General features: G+C 32.4%; 17 protein-coding genes and 2 tRNA genes. 15 read left to right on the forward strand and 4 right to left on the reverse strand.

All coding sequences use genetic code 11. The features are described 5' to 3' along the window. The first annotated feature begins 2 nt into the window (after window positions 1–2). From N7277_RS06975 to N7277_RS07045, 15 genes are all read left to right on the forward strand, one after another. Window positions 3–629, forward strand: coding sequence for a WbqC family protein (locus N7277_RS06975; protein WP_274778856.1), 627 nt, complete (start codon window positions 3–5; stop codon window positions 627–629). Then, a complete protein-coding gene (locus N7277_RS06980) occupies window positions 629–2,323 on the forward strand; it encodes a S8 family serine peptidase (protein WP_274778857.1) in 1,695 nt (564 codons plus the stop codon). Before N7277_RS06975 ends, N7277_RS06980 begins: the two co-directional genes overlap by 1 nt. A 153-nt stretch (window positions 2,324–2,476) precedes the next feature. Next, a complete protein-coding gene (locus N7277_RS06985; RefSeq protein WP_274778858.1) occupies window positions 2,477–2,971 on the forward strand; it encodes a lipocalin family protein in 495 nt (164 codons plus the stop codon). 23 nt (window positions 2,972–2,994) lie between these two features. After that, complete coding sequence (locus N7277_RS06990) at window positions 2,995–3,690, forward strand: OmpA family protein (protein ID WP_274778859.1); 696 nt, start codon at window positions 2,995–2,997, stop codon at window positions 3,688–3,690. Between the two features lie 91 nt (window positions 3,691–3,781). After that, on the forward strand, window positions 3,782–4,669 hold the full coding sequence (locus tag N7277_RS06995; protein WP_274778860.1) for a decaprenyl-phosphate phosphoribosyltransferase: 888 nt from the start codon (window positions 3,782–3,784) through the stop codon (window positions 4,667–4,669). Further along, window positions 4,666–5,982: an FAD-binding oxidoreductase gene (locus tag N7277_RS07000; RefSeq protein ID WP_274778861.1), complete on the forward strand. Its 1,317-nt coding sequence runs from the start codon at window positions 4,666–4,668 to the stop codon at window positions 5,980–5,982. The genes N7277_RS06995 and N7277_RS07000 overlap by 4 nt, the downstream gene beginning before the upstream one ends. 38 nt (window positions 5,983–6,020) lie before the next feature. Next, entirely contained in the window at window positions 6,021–6,746 is a 726-nt protein-coding gene (locus N7277_RS07005; protein ID WP_274778862.1) for an SDR family NAD(P)-dependent oxidoreductase, read from the forward strand. Window positions 6,747–6,788: 42 nt separating this feature from the next. After that, entirely contained in the window at window positions 6,789–7,358 is a 570-nt protein-coding gene (locus tag N7277_RS07010) for a hypothetical protein (protein WP_274778863.1), read from the forward strand. Window positions 7,359–7,434: 76 nt separating this feature from the next. Further along, the gene (locus tag N7277_RS07015) at window positions 7,435–8,022 is read left to right on the forward strand and encodes an HAD family hydrolase (protein ID WP_274778864.1); all 588 of its coding nucleotides are present in this window, start codon (window positions 7,435–7,437) and stop codon (window positions 8,020–8,022) included. Between the two features lie 72 nt (window positions 8,023–8,094). Beyond that, window positions 8,095–9,237: a cysteine desulfurase family protein gene (locus tag N7277_RS07020; protein ID WP_274778865.1), complete on the forward strand. Its 1,143-nt coding sequence runs from the start codon at window positions 8,095–8,097 to the stop codon at window positions 9,235–9,237. 106 nt (window positions 9,238–9,343) lie between these two features. After that, window positions 9,344–9,661, forward strand: a complete 318-nt coding sequence (trxA, locus tag N7277_RS07025; protein ID WP_069797670.1) for a thioredoxin — start codon at window positions 9,344–9,346, stop codon at window positions 9,659–9,661. A 127-nt stretch (window positions 9,662–9,788) separates the two neighbouring features. Then, window positions 9,789–9,862, forward strand: a tRNA-Asp gene (locus N7277_RS07030). 32 nt (window positions 9,863–9,894) lie between these two features. After that, window positions 9,895–9,968, forward strand: a tRNA-Asp gene (locus N7277_RS07035). Between the two features lie 149 nt (window positions 9,969–10,117). Further along, the gene (locus N7277_RS07040) at window positions 10,118–10,786 is read left to right on the forward strand and encodes a hypothetical protein (protein ID WP_274778866.1); all 669 of its coding nucleotides are present in this window, start codon (window positions 10,118–10,120) and stop codon (window positions 10,784–10,786) included. 62 nt (window positions 10,787–10,848) lie between these two features. After that, complete coding sequence (locus tag N7277_RS07045) at window positions 10,849–11,232, forward strand: acyl-CoA thioesterase (protein WP_274778867.1); 384 nt, start codon at window positions 10,849–10,851, stop codon at window positions 11,230–11,232. A gap of 21 nt (window positions 11,233–11,253) precedes the next feature. Here N7277_RS07045 and N7277_RS07050 read toward each other — a convergent pair whose 3' ends face one another. The 4 genes from N7277_RS07050 to ahcY form a co-directional block, all read right to left on the reverse strand. Then, complete coding sequence (locus tag N7277_RS07050; RefSeq protein ID WP_274778868.1) at window positions 11,254–12,201, reverse strand: TIGR01212 family radical SAM protein; 948 nt, start codon at window positions 12,199–12,201, stop codon at window positions 11,254–11,256. Between the two features lie 12 nt (window positions 12,202–12,213). Next, on the reverse strand, window positions 12,214–12,732 hold the full coding sequence (locus N7277_RS07055) for a hypothetical protein (RefSeq protein ID WP_274778869.1): 519 nt from the start codon (window positions 12,730–12,732) through the stop codon (window positions 12,214–12,216). After that, on the reverse strand, window positions 12,732–14,075 hold the full coding sequence (locus N7277_RS07060) for a PDZ domain-containing protein (RefSeq protein WP_274778870.1): 1,344 nt from the start codon (window positions 14,073–14,075) through the stop codon (window positions 12,732–12,734). Before N7277_RS07060 ends, N7277_RS07055 begins: the two co-directional genes overlap by 1 nt. A 136-nt stretch (window positions 14,076–14,211) precedes the next feature. Further along, on the reverse strand, window positions 14,212–15,525 hold the full coding sequence (gene ahcY / locus N7277_RS07065; protein WP_274778871.1) for an adenosylhomocysteinase: 1,314 nt from the start codon (window positions 15,523–15,525) through the stop codon (window positions 14,212–14,214). Window positions 15,526–15,667: the final 142 nt, after the last annotated feature.

Below are 15,667 nucleotides of genomic sequence, written 5' to 3' on the forward strand. Positions count from 1 at the left end.
AAATGAAAACGTTATTACCTATATTTTATTTGCCACCAGTTTCTTGGTTTGCAGAATTTTTAAAAGACGAAAACGAAATTCTTCTTGAGCAACATGAGAATTTTCCGAAACAGACCTACAGAAGCAGATGCAATATTTACGGTGCAAATGGTAAATTGGCGCTCATTTTGCCAATTCATCATAACGGAAAACGTGCGATGAAAGATTTAGAAATTTCTTATGCAGAAGATTGGCAAAAACTCCACTGGAAATCTATTAAAATCGCTTACCAAAGTTCGCCTTATTTTGAATATTATGAAGATAAGTTGAAGCAGATTTTCTCAGTGCAGCCTACTTCTCTTATTGAATTTAATCTCAATGCTTTGAAAATAATTCTTCAAATTTTAAAGGTTGAAAAAGACTATTCACTCACTACTGAATTCGAAAAGACACCAAATGCAGTAGATTTAAGAGAGCGTTTTTCAGCCAAAAAAGAGTCAGAATATCATTTGCCAGAATATTACCAAACATTTAGTGATAAATTAGGATTTATCAAAGATTTATCAATACTAGACGTGGTTTGTAACATTGGCCCAGAATCTGCTACGTATATTAAAAAAGTAACTCAATCAATACAAAATATATCATAATGAAAAGAATAATCATTGCAGCTGCATTTTTAGCAGGATTCCATTTTGGTTTTTCGCAAGAAGCCAAAACTGAAGATAAAGATTTGATGACTTGGTATCACAAAGATTTCTCTACAGCAAATGTTTACGGAGTAAATACACAAAATGCATATAAATTTTTTGAATCAAAAGGTCTAAAACCTAAAACGGTAATTGTAGGTGTAATAGACAGTGGGATAGAAGTAGACCATCCTGGTTTAATAAAAAATATGTGGAAAAACGTAAACGAAGTTCCTAATAATGGTAAAGATGATGATGGAAACGGTTATGTAGATGATGTTTACGGTTGGAACTTTATTGGTGGTAAAAATGGAGATGTAGAGATTGACAATGTAGAAGTAACCAGAGTTGTAAAACAATATAAGCCTATTTTTGAAGGGGCAAGTTCAGAGGTAAATAAAGCCAATCAAGCAAAAATGCCTACAGAATTTGAGATGTATCTTCGTGCAAAAGATATGTACAATAAAAAAAGTATCGATGCAAAACAGCAGTTTCAGTTTTATTCAGAATTTGCAAAAGTGATACCTAGTGTAGCAGCTACATTAAAAGGGAAAACACTGACAAAAGAGAATTTAGATTCTATAAAGCCAACTACACAAGAAGAAGCTAGAAATCTATCTATATTAAGTCAAGTAGTTAATGATCCTACAATGGTAGGGAAATCTCAAGCAGAAGTAGAAGAGTTTTTAAACAAAGAAATCAAAGGAGCTTTAGAATATTTCGAACCTCAAGCTACTAAACAATATAACTTGGATTTTGATCCTAGAGCAATTGTAGGAGATAATTATCAAGACAAAACAGAAAAATTCTACGGAAATAATCATTACGAAGGTCCAGATGCTCAACACGGAACTCATGTTGCGGGAATCATCGCTGGTTATCCTCAAGGGAATGAAGTGCAATACGGTATAGCATATAAAGTTGCAAAAATTATGACAGTAAGAGCTGTTCCAAACGGTGATGAGCGTGATAAAGACGTGGCTAATTCTATTCGTTATGCGGTAGATAATGGTGCTAAAGTTATTAATATGAGTTTCGGTAAACCTGTTTCTCCAGAAAAAGAATTGGTGTGGGAAGCATTTCAATATGCTAAAGACAAGGGTGTTCTATTGGTAAAAGCTGCAGGGAACGAAAACGAAGATATTCAAGAAAATCCTTATTTCCCCACTAATTTTAAATCTACTAAAGACGAAAAACCTTTCATTAACAACATGATTGTAGTAGGTGCAAGCACCAATAATAATGAGTTTTTAAGAGCCGGATTCTCTAATTTTAACCAAAAAATGGTAAATGTTTTTGCGCCTGGTGATAAAATTTATTCTACCGTTCCAGATGGTAAATATGAATATTTACAAGGAACTTCTATGGCTTCGCCAGTAGTAGCGGGAGCTTCTGCGGTTCTATTGGCTTATATGCCTAATTTAAAACCAGAACAAGTAATAGAATCTCTAGTAAAATCAGTAAATAAATCTGAGGTAAATGCAATGTTGCCTACCAATACCAACAATAGATTTGATTTGATTTCAGAATCTGGAGGTGTAATAGACCTATACAAGGCAGCACAATATGCTTATACACATTTCTACAAAGCGGCTCCTGCAAAATCAGTGAAAAAAGCGGTGCTTAAAAAGAAAAAAGTAGTAAGAAAAAAATAATTTATCATACTAATGAATTGAAAGGCTGTTTTATACAGCCTTTTTTATTTGTTTAATTTTAAGAAAAGTTTATAAGATTATCATATTGGCACAGTTTTTACAATTAACTTCATAACTTTACATTCATAAATAACAACCAAATTTAAGTAAAAGATGAAAAAAGTACTATTGACTCTAGCTCTCGGCTCATTATTTGCCGTTTCTTGCTCCTCTGTTAAAAAAGCAGAAAGTGCTCAAACTTCTAGAGCAGAATTTTTAAAAATGAAAGGTGATTGGGAAATTACCAGTGTAAATTATGATAAAGGATTTCAAATAAAGCCTTTTGATGAAGGAGCAGATGCTCAGTGTTTTGTAGGAAGTCATTGGAGACTTATCCCGAATAATTATTCTGGTGCTTATACCATAAAAGGTGGAGGAAACTGTCCTACAGTAACTCAACCCATTAAATTTGAAGTAACTAGAGATAATGAGTTTAAATTCAAGAAATTAGTAGCAGACACTAAAGCTAAAAACGTAACTGCTGGTTATATTTTACAAATCGAAAGACAAGACACAGACAACTTTACCTTAGTTCAAAGCGTTCCTTTTGAAGGAAATGTAATCAAAGTATATTACAATTTCGTAAGAACAGGAATGGAACAAAAATAACTTTTTAAAATTTAAAAAAAATTATGAAACTAATCAATAAATCAAGCGTAGCAGCATTATTTTTATCATCAGCAATGGTGTTAACCAGCTGTGAAGCTATTCAGAATGCAAATAATACTCAAAAAGGTGCCGTAATTGGTACTGCTGCAGGTGCTGTTTTGGGCGCTGTAATCGGTAATAATGTAGGAAAAGGGGGTAATGCTCCTCAAGGTGCTGTTTTAGGCGGTGTAGTTGGTGGAGTAGTAGGTGGAGTAATCGGTAATAAAATGGATAAACAAGCCAAAGAAATTAAAGAAGCTTTACCAGGTGCAGAAGTGGTGAGAGTAAATGAAGGGATTAAAGTAACTTTATCAGAAAATACAGTAAACTTTGATTTTGATTCCTCTAATCTTACTTCAGTAGCTAAATCTAACTTGAATAAATTAGCAGAAGTCCTTAAAAACAACCCTGATACTAATATCAATATATACGGACATACTGATTCTAGAGGAACAGATGAATACAACCAGAGCTTATCTGAAAGAAGAGCAAGTTCAGTAGTTAATTATTTAGTTTCTCTAGGCGTAGCAAAATCTAGATTATTTGCAATGGGAGTTGGAGAAAAAGAGCCAATAGCAGATAACAGTACTGAAGCAGGTAGAGCTAAAAACCGTAGAGTAGAATTTGCAATTACTGCAAACGAAGAAATGATTAAAGATGCTCAGGCAGAAGCTAAATAACATACAGAAAACATAATCTACTTAAATCGCCTTGTTAGCAAGGCGATTTTTATTTTTTTATTCTTAAATTTGTATAGTATAAAAACTTTTGATGAGAAATTTTTTAAAACTTTTACGTGTAGAACAATGGGTGAAAAACCTTTTTGTTTTTACACCGCTTTTCTTTTCGGGTAATGTTACACATGTGGATTTAACGCTAAAAAGCATTTTCGCTTTTTTAGTTTTTTCTTTTACTGCAAGTTCCATTTATATATTGAATGATTACACAGATATAGAATCAGACAAAAAACATCCTGAAAAATGTAATAGACCTTTAGCAAGTGGTGCCATTTCTAAAACAGCTGCTAAAATTATTTTTGTACTTCTTGTTTTATCTGTTTTAATGATGATAATCTTTGGTGGAGACTATTTTCAAAGAGATTTTACCAAATTTTCTATCATCATCGCCTCTTATTTTTTCATGAATATAGCGTACACTTTTAGATTAAAACATGTAGCCATTATAGATGTTTGTATTATTGCATCGGGTTTTGTTTTCAGAGTGTTAGCAGGAGGTTATGCTACAGGAATTGTAGTTTCACAATGGGCTATTTTATTGACCTTTGTTTTGGCATTGGTTTTAGCGATTGGCAAAAGAAGAGGAGAGTTAATAAACGCAGAAGTTTCAGGGAAAACTAGAAAAGCACTTGATGGTTATAACGTACAGTTTGCAGATATTGCTCTTTCTATTTCGGTAACTTTGGCAATTGTTTGTTATCTCATGTTTACCTTAACTCCTGAAGTTCAAGAAAAATTTGGGGTTAGAGTTTTTTATACCGTTTTATTTGTGGTTTTTGCTTTTTTAAGGTATTTACAGCAAACATTGGTGTATAATAAAACCGAATCTCCTACTAAAATTGTCTATAAAGACAGATATATACAAATAACCATTCTCATTTGGTTAATAGCATTTTTGTTATTAATATATTTAAAAAAATGAAGCCAGATTTCATAAAAAATGTTTCTACATGGGGTAACTATCCCATCGTGAAAAAACTGTTCAAAGCAGAAGAAGATTACGGTAAAATAAGAGAATTTCTAAAACATAATAACGAAGTTATTGCGTACGGAAACGGAAGATGCTATGGAGATGCTGCCTTGGCTGAAGCTATGTTTTCTACAAAGAAATTAAATAAATTTATAAGTTTTGACCGTTTAAATGGCATTTTAGAATGTGAGTCTGGAGTTTTGCTTTCAGAAATTTTAGAAATCACGGTGCCTCAAGGTTACTTTTTAGCCATCACACCAGGAACTAAATTTATTACATTGGGTGGAGCGATTGCGTCAAACATTCATGGGAAAAATCACCATGCAGAAGGTGGTTTTTCGGAGTGTGTAATTGAATTTAAAATGATGGTAGAAGATGGCGAAATCATCACGTGTTCTAGAGAAGAAAATGCAGAGAAATTTTGGGCTACTTTCGGAGCAATGGGACTTACCGGAATTATTCTTTCTGCTAAAATTAAACTCAAAAATATAGAATCGGCATACATTCGTCAAGAATCAATTAAGGCTGAAAATCTAGACGAAATCTTCCAACTTTTCGAAGAATCAGAAGACTGGACTTATACCGTGGCCTGGATAGATTGCTTGCAAAAAGGTAAAAACATAGGCAGAAGTATTTTAATGAGAGGGGAGTTCGCGCTCAGAGCAGAGTTGCCCCAAAAATGGCAAGAAAATCCATTGAGATTAAAGAAAAAACTCAGTCCTACCATTCCGTTTTATTTTCCAAGTTTTGTATTGAATAGTTTTTCTGTAAGAGCTTTTAACTTTATGTATTTCAATAAACAAAGACAAAAAGAAGTGAAAAATTATATAGATTACGAGACTTTTTTCTATCCTCTAGATGCCATTAATGACTGGAATAAAATTTACGGAAAAGGTGGTTTTATTCAATACCAAATGGTGATACCAAAAGAAAAAGGAAAAGAAGGCATGAAAAAAATCTTAGAAACCATTGGTAGAAGTGGTCAAGGTTCGTTTTTAGCAGTTCTTAAACTTTTTGGCAAAGGAAATCCAGAAGCGTATAATTCTTTCCCATTTGAAGGTTATACCCTCGCCTTAGACTTTAAAATCAATAGAGAATTAAGACAATTGGTAGATAATTTAGATAAAATTGTAGAAGAATTTGGTGGTAGAATTTACTTGACCAAAGACAGCATGAGCAAATCTTCACTCACCAATTATCTGAAAAATGTAGACAGCTCTAAATTTGTTTCTCTTCAAAGCAAAAGAATAAAAAGAGGTTCTTAATCAAAAAAACTAAATCATTCATAACTAACTTATTGCACATGATTATTCTTGGTTCCACATCAGAAGTTGCACAAGCATTTGTAGAAAAAGCACTAGCTGCTGGTGAAAAATTCCCTAAAATTTATCTGGTTACTTCTAGCCGAGAAACCACAGAACGTTTTGCTAAGCATATCGATGTGAAATTTCTACAGCCATCAGAAATCATAGAATTAGATTTGACTCAAGAAATCAATTATTCTGTTTTTGAAAATGTAGACTCAGATTTGCTTTTCTGTGCTACTGGTTATTTAGGTTTGGGAACCGAAGATGGTTTGTATGATGATAAAAACACCGAGAAAATCATCGACATTAATTACGCAAAATTGGTTCCTGTAATCAATTATTTTGCTAAAAAAATGGAAAGCAAAAGAAGCGGAAACATCATCGCGCTTTCCTCTGTAGCAGGAGATAGAGGAAGACAGAGTAATTTTATCTATGGAAGTGCAAAAGCAGCTTTTACAGCCTATTTAAGCGGATTGAGAAATTATCTTTTTTCTAAAAAAGTTCATGTGATGACGGTAAAACCAGGTTTTATGGAAACCAAAATGACCGAAGGTTTACCACTCAATCCAAAGCTTACAGCAACACCAAAACAAGCGGCAGAATGCATTTATAAAGCCTATAAAAAGCAAAAAAACATAGTTTATGTTTTGCCAATTTGGAGATTAATCATGCTCATCATCATTCATATTCCTGAATTTATTTTTAAGAAATTGAAACTGTAAGTGAAACAAAAAATATTGTATAAATCAAATCTAATTTCTATTATGAATGTATTTTTCGTAATAGGAATTATTTTTTGTGGTTTAATGATAAAATTAACTTTTCATAGTGATTTTCCTGAAAGAGAATCAGAAGAGTTTTATATTGTTTTAATTATCACTTCTTTATTTGGAATAATGATTTTAGGTTGTTTATATTATTTGCTTAAAATTCAAATTCTAACCCTTACCAAAGAAAATTTAGTTTTGTCATATCTGTTTTTTCCTTATAAAATAAAAATTAAGTTTGATGATATAAAACAAATTAGACAAATTTCAAAAGAGGTTAAAACTTCTGGAACTCTTTTTTCAGAGGGAATTCATATCACAAATTCGTTTGAAACGTATATAGATTTAGAAAACGGAAAGTCTATTAAAACTTATGCGTTAAACAAATATGAATATCAAGAAGTTTTAAAATTAATAAGGAAACTAAAAACAGGCGAAGGTAAACTAGAAGTGTATAAGCAATCATGGATAATATTTCTTCTTGAAAATTTTATCGCTCTTGTATTTTTAATATTAGTTTTAGTTTTGACTATAGGATTGTCAAACGCTCTATTCTTTAATAACTAAATTTCTTAAATTCGCCAGCGAATACTTAATGTTTCTTAAGAATTTAATGTATTCTTAATGGTTTAATAATAATTTGATGAAAAAGCTATATCTGTTTGATTTTGATGGGACGATTACGTACAAAGACACCATGTTTTTGTATCTACAGTTTTATAATGAAAAAAAATATTTCTGGAATTTTCTGAAACATATTCCGCTATTTATTTTGGTGAAATTACACTTGGCAAATGCAGAAAAAGTGAAGAAAAGTTTCATCAGTTCTATTCTAAAAGGGGAAAGAGAAGAAAAAATCAAGAGAATTTCTCAAGATTTTATCGATAAATTTTATCCGAAAATCATCAGAGAAAACGCTTTAGAATTTATAGAAAATATTGATAAAGAACTTACAGAAAGTTACTTAATAACCGCTTCTCTTGATATTTGGGTGAGACCTTTTGCCGAAAAAATGGGAATGAAATTTTTGGCTACAGAAGCCCGTTTCGAAAATGGAATTTTCACTGGGCATTTCAAAACCAGAAATAACAACGGTAAAGAAAAAGTAAACCGAATTAAAAAAGAAATAGAAGGCAAAAAGTACGATAAAATCATCGCTTTTGGGGATACTTCAGGAGATTTGCCCATGCTTTCTCTCGCACACGAATCTCATTACAGATTTTTTCATTAATTTCGTCGCGTTAAATTCTAAAATTGAGAAATTAAGATTTTCTATCTTAATGCTCACAAATATTTCCTAAAAATGACACAGATATATTTAGATAATGCTGCTACTACACCACTTTTAGACGAAGTGATAGATGCGATGGTAGTGGTCATGAAAAACAATTTCGGGAATCCTTCTTCTACACATACCCTTGGTCAAGAAGCCAAAACGATTCTAGAAGAAACCCGTAGAAAAATTGCCACTTCTTTACATGTTTCCCCAGCAGAAATTATCTACACCTCTTGCGGAACTGAAGCCAATAATTTAATTCTGAAATCTGCGGTTGAAGATTTAAAAATCGAAAGAATTATTACCACAGAACTAGAACATAAATGTGTAGCAGAATCGGTAGAAAATCTCAAAAATTCTAAAAACGTAGAAGTAATCTACCTCAATGTCAATGAAAAAGGAGATGTAGATATAGATCAATTACAGCAGCTTTTGAAGTCTTCAGATAAAAAGACTTTGGTGAGTTTAATGCACGGCAATAATGAAATCGGTAATCTTTTAGACCTTGATAAAGTTGCAAATATTTGCAAAGAAAACGGAGCGTATTTTCATTCGGATACGGTTCAAACGATGGCACATTTGCCTTTGGATTTTTCTAAAACTTTAGTAGATTTTGCAAGTTGTAGTGCGCACAAATTCCATGGGCCAAAAGGTGCAGGTTTTGCTTTCATCAGAAAGTCTACTCATTTAAAAGCTCAAATTCACGGTGGAACTCAAGAGCGAAATTTAAGAGCTGGAACTGAAAACGTGGTAGGAATTGCAGGATTAGGAAAGGCATTTGAAATTGCTACTGACAATTTAGAAAAATTCTCTTCTCATATTCAAGAAATTAAGGATTACGCCATCCAAAGACTTTCAGAAAAAATTCCAGGAATTCTTTTTAATGGAAGAAGTGCAGAAAGTGATATGAGTCTTTATACGGTTTTAAGTGTTTCTTTACCTTCACAGAATCCGTTGATTGGGTTACAGCTAGACATGAAAGGAATTGCAGTTTCACAAGGAAGTGCATGTAGTTCTGGAGCAGCAAAACCATCATCTGTACTTTCTAAAATTTTAAGTGAAGAAACCCAGCAAAACACTACTCCGCTTAGAATTTCTTTTTCTCACAAAACAACAAAAGAAGAAATAGATGCGCTGGTTAATGCATTGGTAGAAATCTTGCGATTATAGAAAAAGATAATGGTTCGCATAGACAATACTTTTAAAAAATTGGCAAGAATATTGTAAATTTGTAACCTGAAATCAATAAATAATTAAAAACAAATATTAAAGAATTATGGCAGTAGAATTAACAGACAGCAATTTTCAAGAATTGGTATTAAATTCAGATAAACCAGTATTAGTAGATTTTTGGGCAGCTTGGTGTGGACCATGTAGAATGCTTGGACCAATCATTGAAGAACTTCATGATGATTTCCAAGGAAAAGCGATAGTAGGAAAAGTAGATGTAGATAATAATCAACAAGTATCTATGGATTATGGGATTAGAAATATCCCTACTGTTTTGATTTTTAAGAACGGAGAAGTAGTAGATAAATTCGTAGGTGTAGCTCCTAAAGCGGCTATTGCAGAGAAATTAAACGCATATTTGTAAAAAAAATATAATTGAAAATGAATGCTTTCCGTTTTGGGGAGCATTTTTTTTATAAAAATATTTGCAGTATTCAATAAAAGTTGTAATTTTGCCATCACGAAAAAAGAGCAATGTTCTTTAATTAAAAGATCCGGTAGTTCAGTTGGTTAGAATGCCGCCCTGTCACGGCGGAGGTCGCGGGTTCGAGTCCCGTCCGGATCGCAAAAAGTTTATCAATTACTTTTCAAAAAATTGATCCGGTAGTTCAGTTGGTTAGAATGCCGCCCTGTCACGGCGGAGGTCGCGGGTTCGAGTCCCGTCCGGATCGCAAGCAGAAATACAAAATCTAAAAAACCCTTTAAATGAAAATTTAAAGGGTTTTTGTTTTTTAAGACTTATATTTTTTGATAAGAAGTAAAATCTTAAAAAGAAATCAATAAAATTAAATTTTTCAAAAATAAATTAAGAAAATCTACAATGAAGACTAAACTATTTTTATCTATAGCCTTTTTGTTTACATCGATTATGCTTTTAGACGCGCAAGAAACTGCTACTGTTCAAATAAAAAATCCACCAGTAATTGTGGAAACTGTTTTTGGAGATAAAGCATTAGGATTTCAAACTACTTTTCAGAAAAAATTGACAAGTGCTCCTAAATTTGGAATATTTGCAGTAAGTGACATTATCGGAACATGGGATAAGGATGATACTGATGGTTATATGGTTCAAGGGAATATTACTTACGAGTTTACGAAAAATTTTAACTTAATGGGAGGTTTTCACATGGCTACAGGTGTAGATATCAGACCAGCAGTAGGAGTGATTTATTCTAAAGGCTCTCCAGATTATGTAATTGTTTTTAATCCGCGTTACTATATAGATGATAATGGAGAAGTGGAGGCTTTTTTAATGGGAGAGTATAAACCAAAACTTTCAGAAAATTGGAGATTTTATTCCAAAATTCAAGCGATGTATGCTGCACTTACCAATGAAGGTAATCCTCACACCAGAAGCTATCTTAGATTAAGAGCTGGTGTTAATTACAATGAAATTTCTTTCGGGTTAGCAAGTAATTTTGAATATTTTGGCCCACAAAAGTTTAACCAGAATAATTTTGGAGTTTTTGTATCTACCGCATTATTCTAAAAAAGTATGTTTAGTTTGTCTTTTTATGAAAATTAAGTTGGTAATTTTATAAAAATTTTAAAATGAAACTGGTTCATATCAAAGAAATTGTAGTAAGTGACGAGCATTTAGACCAAAATAATCATGTGAATAATGTTCAATATGTACATTGGGTAGAAGAAATGGCAAAAGAACATTGGGATATTTTAAAAAATAGTACTCCATTTGCAGATGATTTTTGGGTGCTTTCTGACCATCATATCCAGTATAAGAAGCAAGTTTTTAAGGGAGAATTGCTTACACTGAAAACATATCCCGAAAAACCAGAAGGAATAAGGCAACCCAGAAAAGTAGAGTTTTATAGAGGTGAAGAATTGGTAGTAGATTCTAGAACGCTTTGGATTCTGATGGATAGCCAGAATTTAAAAATTAAAAGAGTTCAAGATGATTGGTTAGAAAAAATATAGAAATTTCTAAACGCTCATTTCTCATCTATACTCACTTCCTTGAATGATGTTTCTTCTCTCCAGTTCAGCATCAATGTAATTTTGAATTTGAGACTTTTTTAAGCCCCATTTTGGTGCGATGAGCATATCTACATCAGATAAAGCAAAAAGTCTTTGTATGACGATGTCTGGCCTTAATTTTGGCAGAATTTCACAGAGAATGTCAGTGTATTCTTCCAAAGTGAAGAGCGGGAAGGGTTCTCTTTTGTATTTTACACCCATAATAGAGCCTTTTACGATGTGTAAGTGATGAAACTTCACGAAATTAATTTTCTCAAACATGTTAATTTCATCAGCATATTTTACAATCATTTCTCGTGTTTCGCCTGGTAAACCCAAAATGGTGTGAACGCAAACATCTAATGAAGAATTTTCTAAAAGTTTCATGGCAGAAATGAAATCTTCATGAGTGCAACCACGATTAAGATTTTGCAAAGTTTCGTTGTAAATAGATTCTATTCCCAGTTCTATATCTACCTCTAAACCTTTGTTTTTATAACTTTCTAGAAGTGTTACAATCTCTGCATTAATACAATCAGGGCGTGTTCCTACGGATAAACCTACAATATTTTCTGAATTTATTTTTAACGCTTCATCGTACAATAATTTTAGTTCTTCTACTGGCGCATAAGTATTAGAATTAGGCTGAAAGTAAATAATAAATTTTTCTGCTTTATAATTTTGAGTAGCGTTTTCCATGCCGTGTAAAACCTGTTCACGAATAGAATCTAGATTTCTAGAAGCAGGAGTAAAAGAATCTGTATTGCAATAGGTACAACCGCCATAACCTTTGGAGCCATCTCTGTTTGGGCAGGTAAAGCCACCGTCTACAATGGCTTTATACACGCGCTTTCCTTGATATTTTTCTCTGAGGTAAGCACTGTAATAATTATAGTTTTTTTCTCCGTAAGCAAGCGTTTTGACAGACATTTTAAAATGAAGTTAATGCGATTTGGTTTTTGGTCGATTCAGTATGGAATTTTCTGCAAAATTTTTGAGTTGTTCCATTTCGGTTTTTGCTTTTTTCTGACCGATTTTTGTTGCCAAAAAAGTAAACAATAATAAAACCAATGCAAAGATAGCAAGATAAATTGCCCACGGAAAATCATTGCTATTAATTTGTTTTGTAACAACCCAAATGGTGATAAAAACCATGAAAATAATAGAAAAAATAAAGTAAAGGAACATAAAAAAAGTCCAAACGGCTGCACTTGGACCAAAAGTTCCTCTGATAATGGTTTTTTCATCTTCCTTTTCTGCTCTGAGAGAAAGATAAGGTTTCCAAAATTCATTATGAGCAGTTTTTACCCAAATAGAAGCCACTTCTTTATTAATGTTTCCCTGGATTTCAGTGTTTTTTTGAAGTTTGGTTTTTAAATTCAATTCAAAATCCTCTTTACTCAAATCAGTTTCTAATTTGAATCGAGGTCTGGTTCTGATGGTATTGAGTTTTTTATCCATTAATTTTCTTGATAAGGAATAGGGTCTTTTAGAACAAATTCTTTGATTAAAGTTAATGAATTTCTTAGAAGTTTTAGGGTAATTGTTTTTTCTTCTTCAGACATAAAAATCTCATTGATTTGTTGAAGTGTCATATCAGAAGTCTTTTTGCCATTGATTTCTAAGAGTTTGTCTCCTTTTTTTATCTCTGCTAAAAACCCTGGTGAGTTTTCTCTAACTCCTGCAATAGAATACTCTGGTTTTAATACAAATTTGTATTGAAATTCACTGGTGTTTTGTATTCTAATGGTGGTTCCCTTTTCGTTATTAGACTCTGGAAGTGTAGGAATATCTACTTTTACAAGGTCTTTTTCCCATTTCATCCTATCATGTTTGATGTCTAAACCGCTCATGTTAAATCTGAAAGGTTCTTTGATAGATTTGTTCTTTTTAATGAAAAATACGCTATTTTGATAGTCAAAACCAATGGTGAATCTTTTTAGAACATCTGCACCTATAGAGCCTATTCTTTCTTTTACGAAATTCATAGATTTTACTGATTCTTCGCTAGGCATAGCTACAATTGGTGTATTTAGAATGTTGTTTCCTAGTTTCAGTGCATGAATTCTGCTGCGTTTTCCATAGATATCTCCATTGAATCCTCTTCCTAAAAAATCGTCTATATTAGGTTTGTTATAATTGAAATTGGGAATTCTATTAGGGAACAGCCACATAGCATCACTATTTCCTAAATCGATGAGCATTTTTGCTGGGAAAAAATCTTTGGTTTGTTGTACTTCGGCAATGTGATAAGGTTTTTTAGCCTCAATACTCATAGGTAGTTTTTCAAATTTTCTAAAGTTTTTTTCAGAATAGAATTTTCTATTGTAAACAGTAATGAGATGCTTTTCAAAATCTATTTTTATAGGATTGTTTTTAAAAAAATGATAACCAATAATACCATTAACAGGGATTCCTACATGAGAAGAGAAGTTGAAATCTTCATCTAAGATGATATAAATTTCGTGACTGAAATCAACTAAAGTTTTATTGACTTCTACTTTGTTTTTCGTAGATTTTATGCCTTCTATATAATTGCTTCCTCCTAACCCTGTAAATCTTATTTTTTCTACGTTTTCGAAGACTACTTCTTTATTTTCTAAGCTAAAAAGTAAAGTTTCGGAAACGCCAGTGTCTAATAAAAAAGTAAGGTTTACATTATTGACTTTTAAATCCAGAAAAACTAAATTGTTGATTTGCCGAAAAGGAATATTTACCTTTTTCTTATCCTCTAATATCTGAAAGCCATCTTGAGCATTGATGGATAAAGAAATAATCAGAAAAAGAAAAGATAAGATTTTCATAGTCTGAAATTACAAAGAATATTTTAATAAAATTCAAAATATTTTGTGGACATAAAAAACTCCTCAGAATTTCTGAGGAGTTTTAGTATAAATTAATTTTCAGTCTTCCATCTTTCGATTTCTGACTTCCAAATTTTTAGTATCTGTAGTATTCTGGTTTGAAAGGACCTTCTACTTCTACACCAATATATTTAGCTTGTTCTGGAGAAAGTGTTTCTAACTCTACACCTAATTTTTTAAGGTGAAGTGCTGCTACTTTTTCATCTAAATGTTTTGGTAACATGTACACTTTGTTTTCGTAAGCTTCAGAATTTGTCCAAAGTTCAATTTGAGCTAAAGTTTGGTTGGTAAATGAGTTAGACATTACAAAACTTGGGTGACCAGTTGCACAACCAAGGTTTACCAATCTACCTTCTGCTAAAATGATAATTTCTTTACCATCTACATTGTAAATATCTACTTGTGGTTTTACTTCAGTTTTGGTATTAACATAGTTTTCGTTTAACCAAGCCATGTCAATTTCGTTATCAAAGTGACCAATATTACAAACGATGGTCTTATCTTTCATTTTTTTGAAATGTTCAGCTCTAACAATATTAAAGTTACCAGTAGTAGTGATTACAATATCAGCATTTTCGATTACAGTGTCTAGTTTTTTCACTTCGTAACCTTCCATAGCAGCTTGTAAAGCACAGATTGGGTCTATTTCTGTAACAGTAACGATAGAACCAGCTCCTCTAAATGAAGCAGCAGTACCTTTACCTACATCTCCGAAACCACAAACTACAACTCTTTTACCAGCTAGCATTACGTCTGTCGCTCTTCTGATTGCATCTACAGCAGATTCTCTACAACCATATTTGTTATCAAATTTAGATTTAGTAACAGAATCATTTACATTTATTGCAGGCATTACTAGAGTTCCGTTTGCCATTCTTTCGTATAATCTGTGAACACCAGTTGTAGTCTCTTCAGAAAGACCTTTGATTCCAGCAGTTAATTCTGGGAATTTATCAAAAACCATGTTTGTTAAGTCACCACCATCATCTAAAATCATGTTTAATGGTTTTCTGTCTTCTCCAAAGAAAATCGTTTGTTCAATACACCAATCGAATTCTTCTGCATTCATTCCTTTCCATGCGTAAACTGGGATTCCAGCAGCAGCAATAGCAGCAGCAGCATGATCTTGAGTAGAGAAAATATTACATGAAGACCAAGTTACTTCTGCACCAAGGTGAACCAAAGTTTCGATGAGAACAGCAGTTTGAATAGTCATGTGAAGACAACCCGCAATTCTAGCCCCTTTTAATGGTTGAGAAGGACCATATTCTTCTCTTAACGCCATTAAACCTGGCATTTCTGCTTCGGCAAGTTGAATTTCTTTGCGTCCCCATTCTGCTAGGGAAATATCCTTAACTTTGTAAGGTAAATATTGAGTTTTAGTTTCCATTAATTGAAAAAATTTTTGCAAAAATACAATATATTTTTTTAAAAAATTTGAAATAATTACAGTTAAAATCTATCATAGTAATTCACTAAAAAACTCCACTATAGAAAAATCTATAGCAGAGTTTCGGTTGATAGAAAAAAAG

Source organism: Cloacibacterium sp. TD35, from assembly GCF_028864635.1.
Taxonomy (GTDB): domain Bacteria; phylum Bacteroidota; class Bacteroidia; order Flavobacteriales; family Weeksellaceae; genus Cloacibacterium.

Coding starts and splice junctions, on each gene's coding strand:
- N7277_RS07020 (WP_274778865.1), top strand. CDS start 8,095: ATGACACAGATATATTTAGATAATGCTGCTACTACACCACTTTTAGAC.
- N7277_RS07040 (WP_274778866.1), top strand. CDS start 10,118: ATGAAGACTAAACTATTTTTATCTATAGCCTTTTTGTTTACATCGATT.
- N7277_RS07060 (WP_274778870.1), bottom strand. CDS start 14,075: ATGAAAATCTTATCTTTTCTTTTTCTGATTATTTCTTTATCCATCAAT.
- ahcY (WP_274778871.1), bottom strand. CDS start 15,525: ATGGAAACTAAAACTCAATATTTACCTTACAAAGTTAAGGATATTTCC.
- N7277_RS06985 (WP_274778858.1), top strand. CDS start 2,477: ATGAAAAAAGTACTATTGACTCTAGCTCTCGGCTCATTATTTGCCGTT.
- trxA (WP_069797670.1), top strand. CDS start 9,344: ATGGCAGTAGAATTAACAGACAGCAATTTTCAAGAATTGGTATTAAAT.
- N7277_RS07005 (WP_274778862.1), top strand. CDS start 6,021: ATGATTATTCTTGGTTCCACATCAGAAGTTGCACAAGCATTTGTAGAA.
- N7277_RS07050 (WP_274778868.1), bottom strand. CDS start 12,201: ATGTCTGTCAAAACGCTTGCTTACGGAGAAAAAAACTATAATTATTAC.
- N7277_RS06990 (WP_274778859.1), top strand. CDS start 2,995: ATGAAACTAATCAATAAATCAAGCGTAGCAGCATTATTTTTATCATCA.
- N7277_RS07045 (WP_274778867.1), top strand. CDS start 10,849: ATGAAACTGGTTCATATCAAAGAAATTGTAGTAAGTGACGAGCATTTA.
- N7277_RS07010 (WP_274778863.1), top strand. CDS start 6,789: ATGAATGTATTTTTCGTAATAGGAATTATTTTTTGTGGTTTAATGATA.
- N7277_RS06995 (WP_274778860.1), top strand. CDS start 3,782: ATGAGAAATTTTTTAAAACTTTTACGTGTAGAACAATGGGTGAAAAAC.
- N7277_RS07000 (WP_274778861.1), top strand. CDS start 4,666: ATGAAGCCAGATTTCATAAAAAATGTTTCTACATGGGGTAACTATCCC.
- N7277_RS06980 (WP_274778857.1), top strand. CDS start 629: ATGAAAAGAATAATCATTGCAGCTGCATTTTTAGCAGGATTCCATTTT.
- N7277_RS07015 (WP_274778864.1), top strand. CDS start 7,435: ATGAAAAAGCTATATCTGTTTGATTTTGATGGGACGATTACGTACAAA.
- N7277_RS07055 (WP_274778869.1), bottom strand. CDS start 12,732: ATGGATAAAAAACTCAATACCATCAGAACCAGACCTCGATTCAAATTA.
- N7277_RS06975 (WP_274778856.1), top strand. CDS start 3: ATGAAAACGTTATTACCTATATTTTATTTGCCACCAGTTTCTTGGTTT.